Raw genomic sequence first — 21348 nt, 5'->3', positions numbered from 1 at the left:
AAGAAGATTTTACTTAAGTTTTTTTGCGCTGCAAAGTACGAGTTTTCGGTGCTGATTTAGATTTGGTTTTTTTTCTTGCCTTTACATATCGAGGTAAGCGATGACTTTCCCTCTTATCCGTATACAAAACATGCTGGACAAATCGGCCGCGTAAATAGATTGAGGCTAATCCCGATGCAATGGCGAGTAAGAATCCAAAAAGAATATAGCTGTAAGCAAGGATCACACAATACGCATATAGAAAATCGCTAAAACTATTCACTCTCAATGCCTGGTTTTCTGTTGTGTCCATAAAAAGCAATATACCGAGATCAAAGAAAGGTAGTGAAAGTAGAACCATGATAAAACCTAACATAAATGTTTTGAGTTTATAAGGTTCAGGGCAATGGATGATTCGTTCTCCAAATATAGCTCCAGTGATAGAAGCTACAATCATTCCCAGAATAACGGCTTTAAATAGAGGTACAAGCTCGACATAACCAATTGTTGTGAGAAAAGCATTAATGAGAATCGTTCCGACAACAGAGAGTAATCCATAATAAACACTTGCCAGTAAACGCGGGTTGGAAAATTCAAGTGCAGGATCTTGTTTTTTCATTTGGCACTCCATAGCTCCACCTATATATATGTATCATTTTAGTATAAATAATTACATCGTGGTGTGGATTATTGGTTTTTTATCATTGTTGGATTAATGGGCTAGATTCCTAGGTGAGATAGAGGTGTATCAACATGATAATTTGTATATACTAAAAAGAAATAATTATTGATTTTGATTATGAAAAAATTCGGTCGTTTTATTTTAAAACTATTTGGATGGAAAGTTGTCGGCGAATTACCAGAAGATAAAAAGTATTTGGTCGTCGTTGCTCCTCACACCAGTAATTGGGATTTTGCCGTGGGGTTGTTTGCCCGTTTTTCCTTGGGTGTTAAAATTAACTTTTTGGCAAAAGATCAATTGTTCTTTTTTCCTTTAGGTGTGTTGTTGAAGTTCTTGGGTGGAGCCCCTGTAGACCGTTCTAAAAAAAATAAGACTGTAGATGAAGTAGTAGAAATATTTCGTTCCCGTGATGAGTTTAAGCTTGCGATTACTCCTGAGGGTACGCGTAGTGCAGTAACCCGCTGGAAAGAGGGGTTTTACCATATCGCATGCCAAGCAGGGTTGCCGATAGTTATGGTAGGTCCAGATTATTCAACAAAAGAACTTCGAATTCATAAAAAGTTCCAACCCTCGGGTAATATTGATAAAGACTTCCCTATGATTCTTGATTTTTTTAAAACAATAAAAGGCCGATATCCTAAAGAAATCCCAGATTATCATTCTAAAAAAAATAACTAGCATTAGAGTGAGGATAAGTACAGTGAAGCGAAACCACTATACTTCGTATAGTTCACCGCACTCAACCTCTCCTTTTAAAAGGTTTAATTATAAGTGTTTTATCATTTTTACCATTTTAAACTTGTTTCCATCGGGGAGGGAAAAATATTCTGATTCAATAATTTGATAGCCACAAACCTGATATAGTTTTACGCCAGGTAAGGTTGCCATCATTTCCGTTTTTGAGAATCCATGAAGCAATGCTTGCCGTTCACAATATTCCAAAAGCATTGTTCCCAAACCTTTCCGAGCGTAGTTTGGATGCACAAAGAAAGCCCTGATCTTGGCATAATCTGTTTGTGGGTTTAAAAAACCTTCTACTCGTGCGTTACATTGATCACCACCGAATAAGGTGCTGCGTTTACTCCATCCACCACAGGCAACTACAGTTCTTTCATCTTCTATGACGTAATAGGTTTGATCTTGGATAAGCTCTTTATCTATTCCAAAAATAAAATGAATTGCTCCTTCAATTTCCTTTTCTGAATAGTCTTCTTGGCTCAACCGACGTGCAGAATGCTCAATGAGTTTATTTAAGTTATCAATTTCATCAATCCGCGCATTTCTTATCATAATTGTTTCCTTTTAGAGCTTTTGTCGGAATTAAAATGTAACATGAAATAAAAATAAATAAATTTTTTATTTCATGACATTTTATTTCAATTTATAATGTGAAATTTTAGATTATGGGTAATATATGAAAAAAAATGCGGAAAAAATGTCAGAAAATAAGGTTGAAAAAGTCCATTTGGATAAAATTGATCGCAAGATTTTAAATTTACTGCAAAAAGATAACCAAATTACCAATCTGGCCCTTGCTGAAAAGGTAGGAATTTCTGCTCCTCCATGTTTTCGTCGTGTGAAACGATTACGTGATGAGGGCATCATTGTAAAGGACGTTTCTTTGGTCGATCCTTTTAAAGCAGGACGTGGGCTTATAGTCTTTGCAAATATTACCTTAGAAAAGCAAAGAGAGGATTTGTTGGCACATTTTGAACGTAAGATGGCGGAACAAGAAGAGGTTAAACAATGCTATTTTGTTTCAGGAGAGACTGATTATTTATTAATAATTCATGTTGCGGATATGACTCACTATAACGAGTTTGCACGCAAAGTATTTGCTAATGAAGCAAATATTAAAGTATTTCGAAGCAGTTTTTGTCTTAATCGCACCAAATACAACACAAATATTCATTTTTCGGAAGATTAGTGTTTTGAAGCCGCGGGAGTGGACCTGAGGTCCAGAAGAAATGCTAGCCCGGGTTACGGCTTTCGCCCAGGCTACAAGTTAAAATGGAAAAATCTATCTTTTTAATATGGATTTTCCTGCATAAGGTAATGCGGCAATTTCATTAATGCGTAACAGTTGATTGTATTTTGCAACCCGATCGGTGCGGCATAGGGATCCTGTTTTAATTTGACCACATCCTGTAGCAACGGCAAGATCTGCAATAAAGGTATCTTCGGTTTCACCTGAACGATGTGACATTACACAACGATAGCCATTTTGGTGGGCTAACTGAATGGTTTGTCGCGTTTCACTCAAGGTTCCGATTTGGTTTACTTTAATGAGGATGGCGTTGGCCACTTTTTGAGTGATACCTTCTTGTAAAATTTTTGGATTAGTCACAAATACATCATCACCTACCAATTGAATTGTTCCACCCAATTGGGCGGTTAAATGACTCCATCCGCTCCAATCCTTTTCATCCAGGCCATCTTCAATACTTACTATAGGATAATTAGCAACGAGATTAGCATAATAATCAATAAGTTGCATGGAGGTAAATTTTTGATTTTCCGAAGTAATATGATACATGCCCTGGTCATATAGTTCGGACGCAGCGACATCCAAAGCAAGTACGATCTCATCACCTAATTTAAATCCTGCTTTTTCAATTGCTTCACAAAGTAGATCTAGTGCTTGACGGTTCGATTTTATATTGGGTGCGAAACCTCCTTCATCTCCCACAGCGGTATTTAAACCTTGTTTTTTTAAAACAGATTTTAATTCATGAAAAATTTCCGTACCCATTCTTAAGGCAGTAGGGAAATCTGCAGCACCCACAGGCATAATCATGAATTCTTGAATATCAACATTATTATCCGCATGCGCACCCCCATTTAAGATATTCATCATAGGCACGGGCATGCACATTTTTTCACCTTGGTTTAAAGCAGCATACAAAGGCAACTTATGCTCATTTGCTCGCGCTCTTGCAGCTGCAAGAGAAACTGCGAGAATGGCATTGGCTCCAAGACGTGATTTATTCTCTGTACCGTCTAACTGACATAGTTTATGATCCAAAGCATTTTGATCTTCAATGGAAAAAAGATGTAAGGCTTGGTTGATTTCATGATTAACATAAGCTACAGCGTGTTGCACGCCCTTACCATTATAGCGTTTGGGGTCCTGATCCCGGAGTTCACAGGCTTCGCGACTTCCTGTGGATGCTCCGGATGGAACACTAGCTCTTCCTTGGGTTCCATTTTTTAAAATAACATCTGCTTCAACAGTAGGGTTACCCCGAGAATCTAGAATTTCACGGGCTTGTATTTTAGAAATTTGCATGTTGAGTCCTGATTACGATTAAAATTTTTTTCAATCTGAATGCAGTTGAGTCTGCTTTTTCAATTGAAGTATTGTTTTGATCTGTACTTAATTTGTCAAGAGATAGATAGTTTTCCTGCTGTTACTTGATCCAAGTATTCATATTCGGCTGAGGTTTCTGGTGATTGGCAGTATCCCAAAAGATAGCTAATAAGTCTTTTAAATTGTTGAAGCAAGGATTCATCTTGCTTGTCTTGGTTTTTGATCTGCAGTGTATTTTGCATCTTTGCCAAGATTTCACTGGGAGAGAATTGGTTGAGTTGCTCTAAATGAGTTTTTAATTCATAGATCCCTTGTGGAACAGGTACCTTTTTATCGTTTCTATTTATTTTATGACGTGAGCCAAAATATCCGAGCGCCCATGGAGGCGAATTTTGGTTTAGGGCTTGATCTATTTTTTTATCAAGATATTTATTAATTTTAAGTAATAAATCGCGGATCGCAGAATTTTCTTTTTCGACAATGAAAACGTTATCAACCTCATTTTGTGCCTGCTGTTTGAGTCGTGTAAAAAGATTAGATAGCTCAAACGTATACTCACGGCCCCCTAAAACCTGGGCTAGGGACTTAATGAGCTCCGGGTCTTGGCGCGTCATATCCGGTAATTGATGGTTAGGGATTTGTGCAATCAGTTTCGGAGTTTGAATAATGAGTAAAGCTGATGATTTATTTTTTAATGCTTCCTCAATAAGTCCACTTGGATCCAAAGAAAATAAAAATTTTAAAGATTTTATTTGAACCAATTTTAACTGTAACTTCTCTCTATATTCTTTTTGTCGGTCAATTTCTCGAGCAATCCGTGGATTCAACTCCCACGTGTTGTTGGTATAGATTTCAGCGGCTTTTAAGTGCTCTTCATAAACTGTGGCTTGCTCTTGAACAGTTTCCATCATCTGTTCATACAGTTCGATAAGAGCATCATGGTCATTTCTTAACTCTAACTCGGCAATTCTCTTTTCAGCAGTTATTTTAAAAATGGCACATGTTTTCATATAGTTGGTGAATTTAGTTTTAAATTCAAACAAACTTAATGCCGGTGATTGCCTAACATGATTTTCAAGTTTTCCTTCCATTACTCTCAATGCCATAAGGTAGTGATAAAGAATCATAACAAAATGATCTTAATAAATACAATAATTCGTAAGCTTATGATTTTTTTATTTTTTATGTCTGAGTTGATGTATACCGACCGAGGAAAAATACCATCTTTTTGGGAATCATTGGTTGCGCATTTGCTTTCCAGTTAATTCATAACTGAGCTTTGAATCAGAAACTAACTGCACCCACTTTCAGTAGTGCGTTGGATAAAGGGAGTAAAGGTAAACCTAAAATGGTATCTTCAGTGCCCTGGACTTCTTTAAATAACCATTTACCTTGGCTTTCATACTGATAGCCCCCACAACTATGATAAGGCTTTTCACTTTGCAAATAAGCTTCAATTGTTTTTTCACTTAAATGATGCATTGTTAAATGCGCTGTTTCATGATGTTGCCATAGGAGTTCATTATTTTTTGCAATGCAAAGACAGGAAATTTGCAGATGTTCCTTGCCGCTTAATAAACGCAAATGGTCTATAGCAGTAGGATGATCCAACGGTTTGTTCAGCAGAGTTTTACCAATCAAACAAAGTTGGTCTGCGCCAATAACATAATGTTCCGGGAATTGCTGGCTTACAGCCAATGCTTTACTTGCTGCAAGCGCATACCCTAAACCCAGTGCGCTTTCTGAGTGACAGGAAGCTTTGATTGCATCTTCATCACAGTGAGAAGGAATCACAGAAAATTCAATACCAAGAGATTGCATCAATTTTAATCTTATTGGAGAGCTGGAGGCGAGGATAATTGGTTTCTGTTGTAATAATTTAGACATAAATCGCCACCAACGCCATAAGTGAGAAGCCTATAATCACGAAACTGAAATCTTTAAGATTACAACAACGCTCTACCATAACACAGCGTTCTAAGCCATGTAAGGTTCCTAGATAGAGAAATGTCCCGGCTGAAGCAGCAAGTAAAATTGGGTCAAATAAAGAATCGGTTTCTACTCCATGACCAAAGTACCAACCTAAATAAATACCCAGCGGAGTCATCAAGCTGAATAAGATGAAAAAGACAAGGCTAGTATTCATGCTCATAGAACTTTTATTCAATTGCACTGCAACAGCAAAACTTTCTGCCCATTTATGGGTAATTATTGCAAGAAAGATCATAATGATCATGGAGTTATAATGTGATAACCCTAATGCTGCGCCCAACATAATTGAATGAACAGATAGCATCCCCCAGGCTAAGAGGGCAAAGGCAGGATGTTTTGTATTATGATGATGATAAAGTTCTTTACCCAAATGTTCAAACCAGAGAAAAATTAGAAATACGGCACCGGTAATGATGTAAGCAAAAGGGTAGTTATATCCCATTTTTTGAAATAATGAATTCGCATCGGGAAGCATATGCAACAATCCAGCCCCTAAAAAAACTCCGGTAGCTAAAGTTTCTCCCACAGGAAAATCAATATGCTGATCGTCTTTAATTCGTTTTCTAAACGGATACCAGCCAGCAATTAAAATGACTATAAAAATGGAACATGCAAAAAAAATCTTTAAGCTGGTAGGTGATACCATTGTTTATCCTATTCTTTATTCTAGAATTTTATAGTTTAAATAGTGATCCAGTCGCACTACAGCTTAGGTGAATTGAAGTGAGACTCGGGAATTTTATGGACTTAAATAAGTTTTTTAAACCCCGGATTTCGCTGCTTCACCCAGGTCATAGTTTACCTAGAAACAACTAGACTTAATTAAATCCCGTAGTTTAGTGGGGATGCATGGCCTCATGCAAGCTAAATAAACGAACTTCTACAATATCGGATTGCAGTTTTAATGCCCGAATTATTCGCTTATGTAATTCTTGCCACTGACTGAAAGTATCATCGCACACTATATCTATCCCAATTTTGCCATCCAGATAATGTAAATTCCAAAATTGAATTTGAGGGAAATCAATATGCACTTCCTTAAGTAATAATTCGTGCAATACTTTTCTGCTCGGTAAATGCAAAGAGGGACAGCATTGCTCATCATCTTCGGGATCAACATGCACAATTACATCTTTAACGCTTTCTATTTGGTCTGCAAGTGCATGGTGGACGTGTTGGGCTATGTAATGTCCTTCAGAAACGGAAATTTTAGGTGAAACTAAAATATGTACATCAATTAATACATCTTCTCCCATAGATCGAGTTCGTAATTGATGGATTTTTTCAACTCCATCCACATTTTGAATTACTTCTTCAATGCGTGCCAATAACTCGGGACTGACTGCGGTATCTACTAGTTCCTTTACACTATTCCAAGCATAATCCCAACCCATTTTTACAATCATAAGACCGACTATAATTGCTGCTACGGCATCAAGATAACTAAAACCGGCAATACTTCCAACCAAGCCTACTAAGACAACCAGCGAGGATGCTGCATCTGAGCGATGATGCCAGGCATTTGCTGTAATTAATTTGGAATTAATGCATCTTCCTATATACAGGGTATAGTGGAACAAAATTTCATTGCTTAGGATTGAAATGCTAATTATTGGCAGGGTAAACCAGGTGGGGGTGATGAAATGGGAGTGGAGTAAGTCATATATTGAATCCCATGCAATGCCAATACCTGCGAAAATAAGTAAGAGAGATAACAACAAAGTCGCAGCTGTTTCAATACGTTGATGGCCATAAGGATGACTGGCATCCGCATCAAGACTGCCATATTTGGAAGCAAACAAAACCATTGCGTCTGTTATGAGATCAGACAAAGAATGAACTCCATCTGCTACCAGTGCATGAGAGTGAAAAAAATATCCCCCAATAAGTTTAATGAGGCCAAGTAGAGCATTTGAAATAGCTCCCAAAAGCGTTACTTTTTTTGCCTGTAAATATCTATCGTTATGAGCCATATGTATTTTGAAGTTAATGTTACCTAATTAAAAATGAAATGGGATTTTTATTCAAATTCAAGATTCAATTTTGTTTATTTGTTATTGGGTCTATTTAAACATGGTTATGAATTTTTTTATATTAAAACTTATACTCAATGATGTGAGCCGGAGTAGTCTGGGTAAGGGGAGGTGCACCTAAATAAATTGATTTCACATGATGTTATGCATACTATTCACAGGATTATCCACAGATTTTGTGGATAAATGGTTTTTAGTTGAATAATGAACCAATGTTGAATAAGCCTTATAGAATAATAATTTCTTGAAGAGGGAAATAAGTCTGGTTTTTTATTTGGCGCTATGAAGAAAGATGTTATCCACAGATGTGTTTTTAGGGGTAAGAATTTTTTCTTGGATATCTTATCAAAGAAAAAAATAAAAAACAGTCTTGACTTGAGTATTTTTTTTAAAAAAATCTTGACCTTAAGGAATGCCCTTAGATTGGTTAAAATCCCTCTGTACTTGGTAATGAAAAAAATAAAAAAATCGAGTTTTAAACCTAAATTTTTTCGGAGAGCACTTTGGAGAGTTCTGAAGCAACTGCAAATGAAGCTGATTTCATATGGTGTTTTACATCATGTACACAGGATTATCCACAGATTTTGTGGATAAATGAATTTAGAAAATAAAATAGCTAAATAAGCAATAAGCCTTATCCAATAAGGGTTTTCAAAAAATATGGAGAGGTCAGAGCTTTTTACCGAATGAAATGAAGAGGTAAGTTATCCACAGGTTGTGTTTTGTGGGGTGGAAGAATTTTCCTGGATATCTTAACAAAGAAATAAATAAAAAACAGTCTTGACTTGAGTATTTTTTTTAAAAAATTTCTAACTTTAAGAAATGTGTGAATTTGGTTAAAATTTATTCATTATTCAAACTTGATAAAGTAATGAGGATGATTTTTACCTAAGCACTGAGGAGCACTTTGGAAAGTTCTGAAGCAAGTGCAAACCAAGCTGATTTTATATGGGGTTTTACATGATGTTCACAGCATTATCCACAGATTTTGTGGATAAAAGATTTCAGGCATTAGAAAAATCAAATAAGCCATAAGTCTTAGGGGATAAGGATTTTTTGAGGAAATACGAGGAACTTGGATTTTTAGCAAACCATATTGTGAGAGAGTTATCCACAAATATGTGTTTTGGAAAAATAAGAGGATTAGCTCCGCTATCTTAACAAAGAAAAAAATAAAAAACAGTCTTGACTTATATTTTTCTAAAAATATTTTACCCCTGCAAAAATTGCTCAAAATTTCCTAACCAGCGTTGGGTAATGTTGCGGGCAGTTTGTGGTGACTCCTCTAAAAGTGTTTTTGCTATAGTGGGCAAAAGTGGAAGTACATTGCGATCCCGTTGGATATCCGCAATTTTAAATTGTCGATAACCAGTTTGCCGAGTTCCAAGGACTTCGCCTGCTCCTCTTAGCTCCATATCTTTTTCCGCAATAATAAATCCATCATTAGTTGCTCGCATTATTTTTAATCGCTCAGCACCTTGTTGTGATAGGGGTGCTTGGTAAAGCAAAATACAATGAGATTGGGTACTTCCTCTACCTACTCGGCCACGTAATTGATGCAGTTGCGATAAACCCAAACGTTCTGCATTTTCAATAATCATAAGACTGGCATTTGGGACATCTACTCCAACTTCAATTACTGTGGTAGCAACCAGTAAATTAATTTCACCCTCTTTAAATGCGGCCATGGTTGCTTCTTTTTCTAAAGCTTTCATTCGCCCATGTACAAGGCCCACCCGTGCTCCAGGGAGTTGTTCTTGTAAGGCGTGGGCGGTTTGAGTAGCCGCCATACATTGTAATTTTTCAGATTCTTCAATAAGGGTACATACCCAATAAATTTGTCGACCACTGGCTATCGCTACTTCTAATCGTTCAATGACTGCTTCTCTTTTGTTCTGACTTAATACAGCGGTAGAAATCGGCATACGTCCTGGGGGTAATTCATCGATAATTGAAATATCCAAATGGGCAAAGTGGGTCATCGAAAGTGTTCTTGGAATAGGAGTGGCTGTCATTAATAATTGATGAGGAATGAGATGTTCCTGTTGCCCTTTTTGCTGCAAAAGCAATCTTTGTTCCACTCCAAATCGATGTTGTTCATCAATAATTACTAGACCTAAACGGGCAAAGTGGACTGCTTCTTGAAATAACGCATGCGTGCCAATAATTAGCTGACAACTATGATCAGCTAACGCAGCAAAGGCTGTACGACGTTCACTGAGTTTCATTTTTCCACTAAGTCTTAAAATTTTTATTCCCAAAGGCTCTAGCCAACGGATCAAATTATTCGCGTGTTGCTCGCTAAGAAGATCTGTTGGAGCCATAAAAGCCACTTGTTGTCCATTAGCAATAGCTTGTAATGCTGCAAGGGCAGCAATGATGGTTTTTCCTGCACCCACATCGCCTTGTACTAAGCGTAACATGGGTTTATTTTGGGTTAGATCCTGGCTAATCTCTTGGGCAACTCTATGCTGCGCGTTCGTGAGTGTAAAGGGGAGAGAATCTAGAAAACGTTGATTCAAATTTTGGTCTATAGGCAGGGCAACAGCATGTAAGATGTTCCGTGCTTCTCGGGCGAATTGCAGACTTAGGCGCTGCGCTAACAATTCATCAAAAATTAATCGTTTTAACGCTGGATGCTGGCCTTCTTCTAGAGATTGCACCGAGATATCTGGGGGTGGATTGTGTAAAAGCTGAATTGCCTCTCCTAAAGGAAAAAAGCCATTTTCCTGTAATTGTGTCTCACTCATCCATTCCAATTGTTGAAGCTCGTTTTTGCAACTATTTATGGCGACATTGACCAACTGTCTAAGTCTTGATTGGCTTAAGCCTTGGGTACTTGGATAAATTGGAGTAAGTGTTTCATTCACTTGACATTCGTTTTCATCATCGAGCAACTGATACTCCGGATGAGTCATGGTTAGGATATTGCTGAACTCACGAACTTCTCCAAAGGCATGTATCATTGTGCTGTTCTTTAGATTATTGATTTGAGTTTTATTAAAATGAAAAAACTGCAGTTTTATTATTCCGGTTTTGTCTTCCACATAACAATGCAGCATGGCACGTTTGCCGGTTTTAATTTCCGTTTTACATACTCGCCCTGCAATCACGCTCCACTCATTAGCGCGTAAATCCTGGATGGGTGTTATTCGGGTTCTATCTTGGTAACGATAAGGTAAGTGGAACAGTAAATCACACACAGAATGGATACCACATTTTGCAAGTTTTGCTGCAAGTGTTGGTCCGATACCGCTTAATGATTCACACGAGTTTGATAACACAGTATTAATGATGTTGAAAAGAGTGAGTATTTAAGTGTAACTCATAGTTCATATAGGAACAATTTGCTGTTTTTTAATAAGAGAGCAAATTGTGTTGCATAAGGTATATAAAACCTTTTCATATGGTACAAAAAAGCGCATAATAGTATCATTTTTTGATGGAAAACTAAGTCGCATGAAACATACTGTAGAGCAGCTTTTAAAACACGCTTTAATATCATTACAAAAGTCAGGCGAGGTTCCTACTGATTTGGATGTTGATATTAAGGTAGATCGCTCAAAAGATTCTGCTCATGGTGATTATGCCAGTAATTTGGCCTTGGTTTTAGCTAAACCGTGTCGTCAGGCACCGCGTAAAATAGCCGAACTTTTAGTTCAAGCGATACCGGCTGATCCTTCCTTGGACAAAGTGGAAATCGCTGGGGCAGGCTTTATTAATTTCTTCATCCGCAGTAGTTCTCGCTCTCAAGTTATTGCTGAAATACTGGAACAAGGCGAGCTTTTTGGGCGGAGTACTATTGGTCAAAATCAAAAAGTTTTGATCGAGTTTGTTTCTGCTAATCCAACAGGCCCTTTACATGTAGGGCATGGACGTGGTGCTGCCTTTGGAGCTACTTTAGGTAATGTTCTAAAGGCTGCAGGCTATGATGTAACTTTAGAATATTATGTTAATGACGCTGGCAGGCAAATGAATATTCTTGCTGCCAGTGTATGGTTACGTTATCTCGAACTCGCTGGGGAACCAGTAGTTATTCCTGCTAATGCTTATAAAGGTCAGTATGTTTCTGAAATAGCTCAGGAATTTTGGGCAAAACATGGTAAAGAATATGTACATCCATGGACTAGTGTAGTTGAAGGGTTACCTCTTGATGAACCTCATGGCGGAGACAAAGAAATTTATATCGATGCTTTAGTCATGCGTGCAAAACAACTTTTGAGCATCGAGGTTTTTACCCTATTTCATCAACATGCATTAAATACAGTGCTTGATGATATCAAAGATGATCTAGCTGATTTTGGTGTGAAATACGATAGCTGGTTCTCAGAACAGTCCTTGTTTGAAGATGGTTCGATCCAAAAAGGGATTCAGGCTCTTAAGAATAGTGGTCATACCTTTGAAAAAGAAGGGGCCCTTTGGTTTAGAGCGACTGATTTTGGTGACGAAAAAGATCGAGTACTGGTACGTGCCAATGGCCATACTACTTATTTTGCTTCGGATGTTGCCTATCATTGGAATAAATATGATAGGGGTTATGATCGGGTAATTGATATTTTTGGTGCGGATCATCATGGCTATATCACTCGATTGCGCGCTGTGGTTAAAGCATTGGGACATGATGAAAGCGCACTGGATGTATTGCTCGTGCAATTTGCCATTTTATATCGTGGTTCTGAGCGAGTACAAATGTCTACGCGAAGTGGTTCTTTTGTCACTTTAAGAGAACTTCGTAATGAGGTAGGAAACGACGCTGCACGTTTCTTTTATGTAGCACGTAAGTCAGAACAACATATGGATTTTGATTTGGACTTGGCAAAATCAGAATCAAGTGATAATCCCATTTATTATATTCAGTATGCTCACGCAAGGATATGTTCTGTATTGAGACAATTAAAGGAACGAGGTTTGTTGTGGGACAAGGCAATTGGTCTAAAACATATTGACTTATTGGAGCAATCTCACGAAACTCATTTGATTTCTTTAATCAGTCGGTATCCAGAAATTGTGGAATTAGCAGCTGCTCATTGTGAACCTCACCAAGTGGCCTATTATTTACGCGAAGTAGCCAACGGCTTGCATAGCTACTATAATGCTGTTCCGCTGTTGTGTGAGCAAGAGCAATTACGATGTGCTCGCCTTTGTCTGTTAGAGGCAGTACGTCAAATATTAAAAAATGGTTTGGAATTATTGGGCGTAACCGCTCCAGAGAGTATGTGATGGCAAAAGAATATGGAAATAGGCGTTCTTCACGGTCGCGTGGCGCTGCACCGCATCAGTTTTTAGTGATAACGTTGACTTTTTTATTTGGGTATTTAACCGCTTCTTTTTTGGATATAGAAACCGTAACCAAGTGGGTTAATTCCCAAGTTTTAGCCCATAATGAAATAAAAAGGGAATCTACTAAGCAACCTGCGGCACAACATGCCGCGATTCCTCCTAAACCAAAATTTGAGTTTTATACGTTATTGGCCAATGAAAAAGTTCCAAATTCACAACCCAATGCTAACTCTACTGCTTCCGTCCAATCCGCTGCAAATGCTACTGCAGCAACCGTTGCTGCCACAACCACGCCAATTGCTGCTACTTCAGCGGTTAAGACAACGGTCAATGTCCCCAGTGGAGCCGCAACAATAAAACCAAATGTTGCGAAAGTACAAGTGGCTGCTAACACGATACCTGTAGCGAAACCGGCTACTTCAGATAAAGGGAAATATTTAGTGCAAGTAGCTTCTTTTAAAGCGCGCCGAGATGCAGAACAAATGAAAGGAACATTGATACTTAAAGGTTTTAGTGTATATATTATTCCTGTGAGTCATGCTACAAAAGGTAATTGGTTCCGAGTGGTAGTTGGTCCCTATTCAAATCGTGCACTTGCGCAAAATGCTCAAATGATTTTGGCAAAAAATGAACGTCTGAATGGTATGGTTACCAGTGGTGGATAAGCGCTCCATTAGCATTTAACTCAGGTTTAATTGTTCATTTTAGGATTACTCAACGACGAACTATTACCTGAATGTTTTCAGCATTCTTGATTGCATGAGGTTTACTAATTCCGACAGTAATTTGAGTGACGAGAAATTCCTTTTTGATTAAATCTGCAACTTCATTAGCAACGGTTTCAATCAGTTGAAAAGATTTTGACTCAACATAGTCGGTTACACACTCACAAACTGCTTGATAATCTATAGTCTTGGTCAAATCTTCCTTGCATGCACTGAAATCCATATCAATACTGATATCAATCTTTAGTTGTTGATTAATACGTTGTTCCCATGCGTAAACGCCAATTTTAGTACTTACATTAAGAGCTTTGATATTTAAGGTATCCAACGTTTTTTCTGCCTATCAAGAGTAATTTTATCGTGATTTTATCTAAATAGTTAACCGTATGTATAGAGGGGTGTTATTTAAGTTAATGAACCTGGATCTTGAAATTGTCTCATCCCGGGTTTCGCTGTATGAAGTAACCCGGGAACTCTTTTTCAGGGTAATTCTACCCTTATTTCTATACCTTTAACTCAGTTTCAGAATGCTCATCTTCCTCATTTGGAGTCGGAGTGCATGTATTCGAAAGAAGACTTGCTGCTGTATCGTATCCTAGTATGGGTAGCGCAAGTCCTAAGGTCAAAGATAAGCCAAGAATCGTTTTACTTAATAAAATAGGCCCAGCGACACTACCTGCCAATACGCGAAACGAAGTGTGAACGTTTTCATTCAATGCAACACGCCATAAGTAAGTAGCGATGGCGGGCAATAAGGTCAGGTCTAATAAGCCTAAAGCAGGAAAACCGGTATATTCATCATCAAATTGTTTGCCTGTAATCGCATGATAAGCGCTTTCAAAACGCTCAGCCAAGCTGGATGAGGGGGAAAATAATAGACCTAAATGACGATAACGGCTTTCGCTAATAAATTGGCCAATTTTTTTGACACTGAAATGCTCTATATCCTCTTTCTTTAAAATTTGTGAATGAATTTGCTTTTCATCAGCGTCCAGGTAAATTCTGGTAATGGAGTTGTGCTCTTGTTCGGCAGGAAAATTATATTCCACTGCACTAGCAATCAATCGCCCCATAATCACTGATCCTTGCTCATTAGGTTCAATTTGTAACGTATGCTTTCCACCCAAAGGATTTAACGAAGAAGTCGTATCCACAAAAACAATTTCTTTTTCTTTAGTAGCTACATAGGCAAGGATTTCTCGATAGAGTTCATTCATGGTTTCTTCAACCACAGTAAAAGGAGGACGGCCTTTTCCTTCTGCTCGTGCTAAATGAGAAAATCCAGTATAAATAAAATAAGGAGTTAATTGGGTAATCGAGGGATAATATTGGGATAAAAGAACAATACGACTGAGTTGAGGATTATTCTCAATTAACTCATCAATAATTTTTTTATAATCACTCAGTATCTTAGCTTTTACTTCATTAAATGCTAAGGTAATCGCAGGTTTTGCATGATCAGGCGTAACTCTTAAGAGGAGTTGAGGATAATTCATTTCTTTCAACAAGGTATTTGCCAGAGCTTCTCGATAGTTATTACCCCCAACGCTTAGGACTGCAACCTCAGCCTTCCATTCTTTAACTGCATTTAGCTGATGTACATAAGAGCCATTATGATCTTTATCTTTGGGTAATACTTTATCTAAGGGACAATAAGTCAGTAGATCTTGTGTGGTCGCGCCATCAACGGCAAAATTACCTATTTCATAAGAGTTTGTCGAATCGTTTTGGGCGAGAGCGACTGCAGTTTGATGCGTTACGGTTTGGTTTTTTTGATCATAAGGTTTTCTTTTATTGACCCAATATCCATTATCTAAAGTGGAGTCGCCCATTAAAGCTATTTTATGGGGACATTTTGTAGAGTTTCCCTGCACAAGTTTTAATCTACCTGTGTTTTTAGGATATCCTACTCCTATCGACTGTGAAGAACTTTTTATTGATCCCATAATAAACCCTGTAATCGTAAAATAGAGGCAGATTATGTTTCTAATCTTGTTTCATAGTCAATTAGCAACAATTCTTGTATTACTGAGAGTGGATATTGCATAAATATGTTAGCATTAATGTATTTGATGATGCTGGGATAATATGATGTATGATCTGGATCAATCTTTGTTTCTTCGTGCTTTAAGACGACAACCTGTAGAACGAACTCCCGTATGGATGATGCGTCAAGCGGGGCGTTATTTACCTGAATATCGAAAGACCAGAGAACTTGCGGGTGATTTTTTAAGTCTGTGTAAAAATCCAGAGCTAGCGTGTGAGGTTACATTACAACCCTTACGTCGATATGCTTTAGATGCTGCTATTTTATTTTCTGATATTTTGACCATTCCAGATGCAATGGGATTAGGGTTGTATTTTTCTGAGGGTGAAGGGCCTTGTTTTCAGCGTCCATTGCACGATAAACAGGCAATTACTAATTTGCAAATTCCAGAATCAGGTACTTTAGCTTATGTAATGGATGCAGTACGGCTGATCCGTCAAGAAATGCCAAAAGAACTTCCTTTAATTGGTTTTGCAGGTAGCCCATGGACGTTGGCATGTTATATGGTTGAAGGTAGAAGTACTAGAGACTTTAAACGTATTCTGCATCTAATTTATACAGAAAAGGAGGCGGCTCAGATATTGCTGCATAAGTTAGCAGTATCCGTAGCAGATTATCTTATAGAACAAATCAAGGCTGGTGTAAATTCAATCATGCTTTTTGATACCTGGGGAGGAATTTTAACACCCGAGAATTATCAGATATATTCCTTGAAGTACATGCATTACATCGTCCAGAAAATTAAAACGAATTACCCTAACATACCCATTATTTTGTTTACCAAAGGCGGTGGTCAATGGTTGGAAAAAATGCTGATTACGGGTTGTGATGCTTTGGGGATTGATTGGACCTGTGATTTAGGTGAAGCGCGTCGACGAGTTGGCAATCAAGTTGCCTTACAGGGAAACCTTGATCCATCGGTGTTGTTGACCTCAGAACAGTGTATTCGCGAAGAAGTGAAGAAGGTGTTGGCCTCATTTGGTATAGGTTCTGGACATGTTTTCAACCTCGGTCATGGAGTTACTCCTGACGTGCCGCCTGAGCATGTTGCGGCTATGATTGAGGCTGTTCATGAGTATAGCCCTAATTATCATCAACAATAGTATCCAATATAGCCTGAGTTTCCCGGTACCCAGGCTATAATTAGCAAAAATATTAAATATGGATAAAATTTATTGTGTCAAACATTGGCTTACACTCGATGGAACACAATCTTCTGACAATTCCATCATCACATTGGACTCTTTGTGGAAGGTAATGGAGTATTCTTCTTCTACTGCTTGTTTGAGTTTCTGATATCGCTTGTCTTTAAGGATATGCACTTTTTCTATGAGTTGATGATACGAAGCTATATCGGATGGAGTTGGAGGAAGTGTTAATTTTCTTAATCGGTCCGCGTGTTCTAAATCTTCCTGAGATGGGAAAGTGTATTTTTCCGACTTTTGAGAAAACAGTGAAAAAAGAGAAAAAGAAGACCGAGGCTGAAGTGCACCAGACTTTTGTTCAGGATCCTCCGAGGAAGAACTAGTCTGATGCTCTTTTAATTTTTTACACGATTCCTGGGTGCTAGATGAAACTAAAGAAGTAAGATTTAATGATTTTCTATTTGACCGGGTTGAGAAGGATTCATTGGCATTAATACTAAAAGATGATGTTAATAAAGAGTTACCCTGTGGCTGCTCTACCCTTTGATAACGAGGCGATAATAATGGATCAATAGAACTCGTGATCTGTAATTTCTTTTGTTTTCCTGAAGAGGAATGTACTTCGGCCCATTCATAAATAATCTTACCTACATTCTCCATTTTCTTTGCTAAAAGTGCTTGCCTTGGCCCCCAGGGCTCAGGAGGGGTTAGCGAGTTTACCTTCTCCCATTTCAGTACAGCGTTATTGAACGCCTTCTCTCCAGTCCTGGCTTGCTGAATCCCCTCATCTCCGAGGAGACCAGGGAGAATTCTAGTTAAAATGAGATTTGCCTTGTTTATTGTATCCAGCATTAATCTTTCTGGGGTGGTCTCTGAATGTTTCAACGATTCCAGGTAGATTTTAGGGATGTCCATTAATCGCTTTCTTACCTTGAGATTGTTTAATAATTGCAGTTCTAAAGAAATTTGTTCAATCATTTTCTTACCTTCTTTAGCAGCACTTTTAAATCCTGAGTTTGCGTTCCAAACACTAGATAAGGATATATTTAAATGAAAACTGCCTTGTTCATTAATGCATTCTGTCCAAATCTCATTAAGAAGAGAAAATGCTTGTTGAAGTGTTTGTTCTGCTTGGGGTTGATATTTTTCGTGCAGAAATTTCTGAAGCTCATCATCTGCATCCAGTAGTTGTTCTTTGGCTTTGCTCAATTCAATGTATTTTTTTAGATAGATAAGATATTGATTGAAACGCTCTAAAAAAAACAATTGATCTTCTATGAACGACGCAATGGCTGCGGCTTGAAAACCGGCACGCAAAGAAATATTAGGCATGTTTAGCCATTCTTGGACAGTATGACTTTCTTTGCCAATTGTTAGATTTTTTTGTAATAAACTATCGATTTTTAATATGCTTTCTTCCTGAAGAAGTGGGGATTGAACTTGCGAATTTAAGTTTTGGTTGCTCGTTATCAATTAGGGCCTCTTATTTTTCATACTGAATTAATTAGGCGCCGATTTTTGCACGATACTTGAAAAAAGCAAGCTAAGTGTCTGAGCTCATGAGCAAAATTTAGTTCCTATAATTCTCTGGATTTGAATTTTAGTAACTTACCCGCTATGTTAACAGTATGGATGCTTCTCTATCGAATCAATAAAACGGATGTTACACACCATGGCGCACTCTCATAAAATTACTCATGATGTTCTTATTGACTTAGCGCTACAAGGTGGGGGTGCTCATGGAGCTTTTACCTGGGGCGTGTTGGACCGTTTATTAGAAGAAAGAAAACTGCGAATCGATGGTATATCAGGAACATCTGCTGGAGCTATGAATGCAGCAGTCCTGGCTGATGGCTACACCAAAGGTGGCTCTGAGGGAGCACGCGATATGCTCGAGTTGTTCTGGAGGAATGTCTCGGAAGCGGCACGGTTTAGTCCTTTACAACGCAGTCCTCTTGATATTATATTGGGCCAGTGGTCGCTGGATTATTCCCCTTTTTTTATCAGCATGGATATCTTGTCACGATTGTTTTCACCCTATGATCTCGATCCGTTCGGAGTGAATCCACTCCACACTATTTTAGTGAAAACTATTGATTTTAAAAAATTGTCAAGTAGTCCAATCAAATTGTTTATTACTGCAACCAATGTGAGTACGGGCAGGGGAAGAGTATTTCGCAATGAAGAAATCACTCCCAATGTTCTTCTTGCATCCGCATGCCTGCCCACTCTTTTTAAAGCGGTGGAGATCAATGGAGAGCACTACTGGGATGGAGGATACTCAGGGAACCCCACAATTACACCGCTGGTTCGTGAATGTAAATCAAAGGATACAATTTTAGTGCAAATTAATCCTGTCAGCCGGCCAGATATTCCCCAGTCGGCGAGAAGCATTCTTAACCGTTTGAATGAAGTTTCTTTTAATGCGGTATTACTTAAGGAGCTTCGCATGATTGCTTTACTGCGGCAGCTTGCCCATTCAGGCGATTCTGAAGGAGCAAAATGGGCAGGTATGCGGATACATCGAGTAAGCAGCGATATTATGCTTGAGCTGGGTTATTCCTCCAAACTCAATGCTGAATGGGATTTTTTGCTTATGCTACGTGATGAAGGACGCCAAGCTGCTGACGCCTTTCTCTCAGAACATGCGAAGGACCTTGGCAAACGTTCATCTCTAGATCTTGATGTATTACTTGAGGGAGTTTAACGTCATTCATTTCTAAACTGTCTACTCAATTGAATGGCCATTTCTATTGACTGTTCATAGTTGAGTCGAGGATCAACCAGACTATGATAGGCTTTTTTCAGATCATCTGCGGATAATCCGCGAGCACCACCAATACATTCTGTAACGTTATCACCAGTAAGTTCAAAATGAACACCACCCAAATAACTACCCATATTGCGGTGAATTTCCAAAGCTTGTTTGAGTTCTAAAAGAATGTTATCGAAGTGACGAGTCTTAATGCCATCCACTGTGGTTTCTGTATTTCCATGCATAGGATCACAAGACCAGGTCACTGGAATTTTTGTTTTCCGCACCGCTTCAATAAGCGGAGGAAGCAGTTTATCTATGTGCCGCGCTCCCAATCGAGTGAACAATAAAAGTCGTCCTTCTTCACGCTGAGGATTTGCACGATTCAATACTTCTTCTAACCATTCGGGAGTAGCACCGGGGCCAATTTTGATGCCGATGGGATTTTCGACACCTCGTAAAAACTCCAAATGTGCACTGTCAGCTTGTGCAGTGCGCATACCAATCCATGGTAGGTGAGTAGAGAGGTTATACCATAAGCCATCTTCCATTTGACGAGTCAAGGCTTGTTCATAATGCAAATGCAAGGCTTCATGAGAGGTGTAAAAATCTACTTTAGCTAAATTACTGGATTGTATTCCACCTATAGTTTCTAAAAAATCCAAGGTATCGGAAATTGATTTAACCAGAGTTTGATACTCATCTTTTTGTTTGGAATGTTCAACAAAACCCAAATCCCACTGCTGAGGATGATTAAGACTCGCAAAACCACTGTCGAGCAAACTACGAATGAAATTTAAAGTGATTGCGGAGCAGTTGTAGGCTTGTAATAATAATTTAGGCTTGGGTTCGCGTGCTTCCTGTGTAAATTCAGGGGAGTTAACCAGATCCCCTCGATAGCTTGGTAAAGTAACACCCTGTAGTGTTTCATAATCGGAAGATCGAGGTTTTGCATACTGCCCAGCAATCCGACCCACACGAATAATGGGTTTTCGTAAGCCATGTAATAAAATCAAACTCATTTGTAGGATGATTTTTAATTTATTGCTAATAATTTCTGAACGACAATCATTAAATGACTCAGCGCAGTCGCCACCTTGAAGGATAAAGGCTTCACCACGTCCAGCACGTGCAATTTCTTTTTTTAGATTCTTTACTTCACTACTGGTAACCAGCGGAGGTAAAAGGCTCAGTTGTTTTACAATTTTATTTAACTGTTCTTCGTCAGAATAAGTAGCAGCTTGTAAATACGAATACTGGAGCCAAGACGTAGGCGACCATTTTTGCATAAAAAAACCTATGTAACTTTTTTGAGTCTAAGTATGGAATAAATGAACACATACTGCAAGCGAACCGGGCCTTAAATGATAAAGCTTTTATCCATCTTCTCTATACGCATA

The 21348-nt window shown here is 38.3% G+C and carries 18 protein-coding genes; 6 read left to right on the top strand and 12 right to left on the bottom strand.

What is annotated here, in order from left to right; genetic code table 11:
- Positions 1-13: 13 nt before the first annotated feature.
- Positions 14-598, bottom strand: a complete 585-nt coding sequence (locus ACWTE2_RS21775; protein WP_454784338.1) for a hypothetical protein — start codon at positions 596-598, stop codon at positions 14-16.
- Between the two features lie 180 nt (positions 599-778).
- Between ACWTE2_RS21775 and ACWTE2_RS21770 the strand changes: the two genes are divergently transcribed.
- A complete protein-coding gene (locus ACWTE2_RS21770; protein WP_454784337.1) occupies positions 779-1339 on the top strand; it encodes a lysophospholipid acyltransferase family protein in 561 nt (186 codons plus the stop codon).
- Positions 1340-1426: 87 nt separating this feature from the next.
- Here ACWTE2_RS21770 and ACWTE2_RS21765 read toward each other — a convergent pair whose 3' ends face one another.
- Positions 1427-1951, bottom strand: a complete 525-nt coding sequence (locus ACWTE2_RS21765; protein ID WP_454784336.1) for a GNAT family N-acetyltransferase — start codon at positions 1949-1951, stop codon at positions 1427-1429.
- Positions 1952-2075: 124 nt separating this feature from the next.
- On the opposite strand from ACWTE2_RS21765, the gene ACWTE2_RS21760 reads away from it, so the two are divergent.
- Complete coding sequence (locus tag ACWTE2_RS21760) at positions 2076-2588, top strand: Lrp/AsnC family transcriptional regulator (protein WP_454784335.1); 513 nt, start codon at positions 2076-2078, stop codon at positions 2586-2588.
- A 93-nt stretch (positions 2589-2681) separates the two neighbouring features.
- On the opposite strand, the gene eno is transcribed toward ACWTE2_RS21760, so the two are convergent.
- The 6 genes from eno to recG form a co-directional block, all read right to left on the bottom strand.
- Positions 2682-3950: a phosphopyruvate hydratase gene (gene eno, locus ACWTE2_RS21755; RefSeq protein WP_454784334.1), complete on the bottom strand. Its 1269-nt coding sequence runs from the start codon at positions 3948-3950 to the stop codon at positions 2682-2684.
- Between the two features lie 95 nt (positions 3951-4045).
- Positions 4046-5062, bottom strand: coding sequence for a hypothetical protein (locus ACWTE2_RS21750; RefSeq protein ID WP_454784333.1), 1017 nt, complete (start codon positions 5060-5062; stop codon positions 4046-4048).
- 193 nt (positions 5063-5255) lie between these two features.
- Positions 5256-5858, bottom strand: a complete 603-nt coding sequence (locus ACWTE2_RS21745; RefSeq protein WP_454784332.1) for a Maf family protein — start codon at positions 5856-5858, stop codon at positions 5256-5258.
- Positions 5851-6609, bottom strand: a complete 759-nt coding sequence (locus tag ACWTE2_RS21740) for a ZIP family metal transporter (RefSeq protein WP_182391302.1) — start codon at positions 6607-6609, stop codon at positions 5851-5853. The genes ACWTE2_RS21745 and ACWTE2_RS21740 overlap by 8 nt, the downstream gene beginning before the upstream one ends.
- Before the next feature lie 190 nt (positions 6610-6799).
- Positions 6800-7936, bottom strand: coding sequence for a cation diffusion facilitator family transporter (locus tag ACWTE2_RS21735; RefSeq protein WP_454784331.1), 1137 nt, complete (start codon positions 7934-7936; stop codon positions 6800-6802).
- Between the two features lie 1271 nt (positions 7937-9207).
- Complete coding sequence (gene recG, locus ACWTE2_RS21730) at positions 9208-11280, bottom strand: ATP-dependent DNA helicase RecG (RefSeq protein ID WP_454784330.1); 2073 nt, start codon at positions 11278-11280, stop codon at positions 9208-9210.
- 175 nt (positions 11281-11455) lie between these two features.
- Here recG and argS point away from each other — a divergent pair, with 175 nt between their 5' ends.
- Together argS and ACWTE2_RS21720 are read left to right on the top strand one after the other, a co-directional pair.
- Positions 11456-13216: an arginine--tRNA ligase gene (gene argS, locus ACWTE2_RS21725; RefSeq protein ID WP_454784329.1), complete on the top strand. Its 1761-nt coding sequence runs from the start codon at positions 11456-11458 to the stop codon at positions 13214-13216.
- Positions 13216-13941 (top strand): SPOR domain-containing protein, encoded by a 726-nt coding sequence (locus tag ACWTE2_RS21720; protein WP_454784328.1) that lies wholly within the window; start codon positions 13216-13218, stop codon positions 13939-13941. The genes argS and ACWTE2_RS21720 overlap by 1 nt, the downstream gene beginning before the upstream one ends.
- 49 nt (positions 13942-13990) lie before the next feature.
- Here the strand turns inward: ACWTE2_RS21720 and folB are convergent, their stop codons facing one another.
- Both folB and ACWTE2_RS21710 read right to left on the bottom strand, forming a co-directional pair.
- Positions 13991-14329, bottom strand: a complete 339-nt coding sequence (gene folB / locus ACWTE2_RS21715; RefSeq protein ID WP_454784327.1) for a dihydroneopterin aldolase — start codon at positions 14327-14329, stop codon at positions 13991-13993.
- Positions 14330-14504: 175 nt separating this feature from the next.
- The gene (locus ACWTE2_RS21710; protein WP_454784326.1) at positions 14505-15947 is read right to left on the bottom strand and encodes an SGNH/GDSL hydrolase family protein; all 1443 of its coding nucleotides are present in this window, start codon (positions 15945-15947) and stop codon (positions 14505-14507) included.
- A 145-nt stretch (positions 15948-16092) separates the two neighbouring features.
- On the opposite strand from ACWTE2_RS21710, the gene hemE reads away from it, so the two are divergent.
- Positions 16093-17151, top strand: a complete 1059-nt coding sequence (hemE, locus tag ACWTE2_RS21705) for a uroporphyrinogen decarboxylase (protein WP_454784442.1) — start codon at positions 16093-16095, stop codon at positions 17149-17151.
- A gap of 69 nt (positions 17152-17220) precedes the next feature.
- Here the strand turns inward: hemE and ACWTE2_RS21700 are convergent, their stop codons facing one another.
- A complete protein-coding gene (locus ACWTE2_RS21700; RefSeq protein WP_454784325.1) occupies positions 17221-18666 on the bottom strand; it encodes a hypothetical protein in 1446 nt (481 codons plus the stop codon).
- A gap of 199 nt (positions 18667-18865) precedes the next feature.
- Between ACWTE2_RS21700 and ACWTE2_RS21695 the strand changes: the two genes are divergently transcribed.
- On the top strand, positions 18866-19900 hold the full coding sequence (locus ACWTE2_RS21695; RefSeq protein WP_454784324.1) for a patatin-like phospholipase family protein: 1035 nt from the start codon (positions 18866-18868) through the stop codon (positions 19898-19900).
- A 2-nt stretch (positions 19901-19902) separates the two neighbouring features.
- Here ACWTE2_RS21695 and ACWTE2_RS21690 read toward each other — a convergent pair whose 3' ends face one another.
- A complete protein-coding gene (locus ACWTE2_RS21690) occupies positions 19903-21237 on the bottom strand; it encodes a 3-deoxy-7-phosphoheptulonate synthase class II (RefSeq protein WP_454784323.1) in 1335 nt (444 codons plus the stop codon).
- Positions 21238-21348 lie beyond the last annotated feature (111 nt).

It is taken from the genome of Legionella nigrisilvae, from assembly GCF_977063395.2.
This window is presented reverse-complemented; position numbering and strand designations above follow the sequence as displayed.

What these genes read in the sequence shown, in the direction of transcription:
- ACWTE2_RS21695 (WP_454784324.1), top strand. Translation starts at nt 18,866, where the DNA reads ATGGCGCACTCTCATAAAATTACTCATGATGTTCTTATTGACTTAGCG.
- hemE (WP_454784442.1), top strand. Translation starts at nt 16,093, where the DNA reads ATGTATGATCTGGATCAATCTTTGTTTCTTCGTGCTTTAAGACGACAA.
- ACWTE2_RS21760 (WP_454784335.1), top strand. Translation starts at nt 2,076, where the DNA reads ATGAAAAAAAATGCGGAAAAAATGTCAGAAAATAAGGTTGAAAAAGTC.
- ACWTE2_RS21765 (WP_454784336.1), bottom strand. Translation starts at nt 1,951, where the DNA reads ATGATAAGAAATGCGCGGATTGATGAAATTGATAACTTAAATAAACTC.
- ACWTE2_RS21770 (WP_454784337.1), top strand. Translation starts at nt 779, where the DNA reads ATGAAAAAATTCGGTCGTTTTATTTTAAAACTATTTGGATGGAAAGTT.
- ACWTE2_RS21745 (WP_454784332.1), bottom strand. Translation starts at nt 5,858, where the DNA reads ATGTCTAAATTATTACAACAGAAACCAATTATCCTCGCCTCCAGCTCT.
- ACWTE2_RS21720 (WP_454784328.1), top strand. Translation starts at nt 13,216, where the DNA reads ATGGCAAAAGAATATGGAAATAGGCGTTCTTCACGGTCGCGTGGCGCT.
- eno (WP_454784334.1), bottom strand. Translation starts at nt 3,950, where the DNA reads ATGCAAATTTCTAAAATACAAGCCCGTGAAATTCTAGATTCTCGGGGT.
- ACWTE2_RS21735 (WP_454784331.1), bottom strand. Translation starts at nt 7,936, where the DNA reads ATGGCTCATAACGATAGATATTTACAGGCAAAAAAAGTAACGCTTTTG.
- ACWTE2_RS21710 (WP_454784326.1), bottom strand. Translation starts at nt 15,947, where the DNA reads ATGGGATCAATAAAAAGTTCTTCACAGTCGATAGGAGTAGGATATCCT.
- ACWTE2_RS21775 (WP_454784338.1), bottom strand. Translation starts at nt 598, where the DNA reads ATGAAAAAACAAGATCCTGCACTTGAATTTTCCAACCCGCGTTTACTG.
- ACWTE2_RS21690 (WP_454784323.1), bottom strand. Translation starts at nt 21,237, where the DNA reads ATGCAAAAATGGTCGCCTACGTCTTGGCTCCAGTATTCGTATTTACAA.
- argS (WP_454784329.1), top strand. Translation starts at nt 11,456, where the DNA reads ATGAAACATACTGTAGAGCAGCTTTTAAAACACGCTTTAATATCATTA.
- ACWTE2_RS21740 (WP_182391302.1), bottom strand. Translation starts at nt 6,609, where the DNA reads ATGGTATCACCTACCAGCTTAAAGATTTTTTTTGCATGTTCCATTTTT.
- ACWTE2_RS21750 (WP_454784333.1), bottom strand. Translation starts at nt 5,062, where the DNA reads ATGGAAGGAAAACTTGAAAATCATGTTAGGCAATCACCGGCATTAAGT.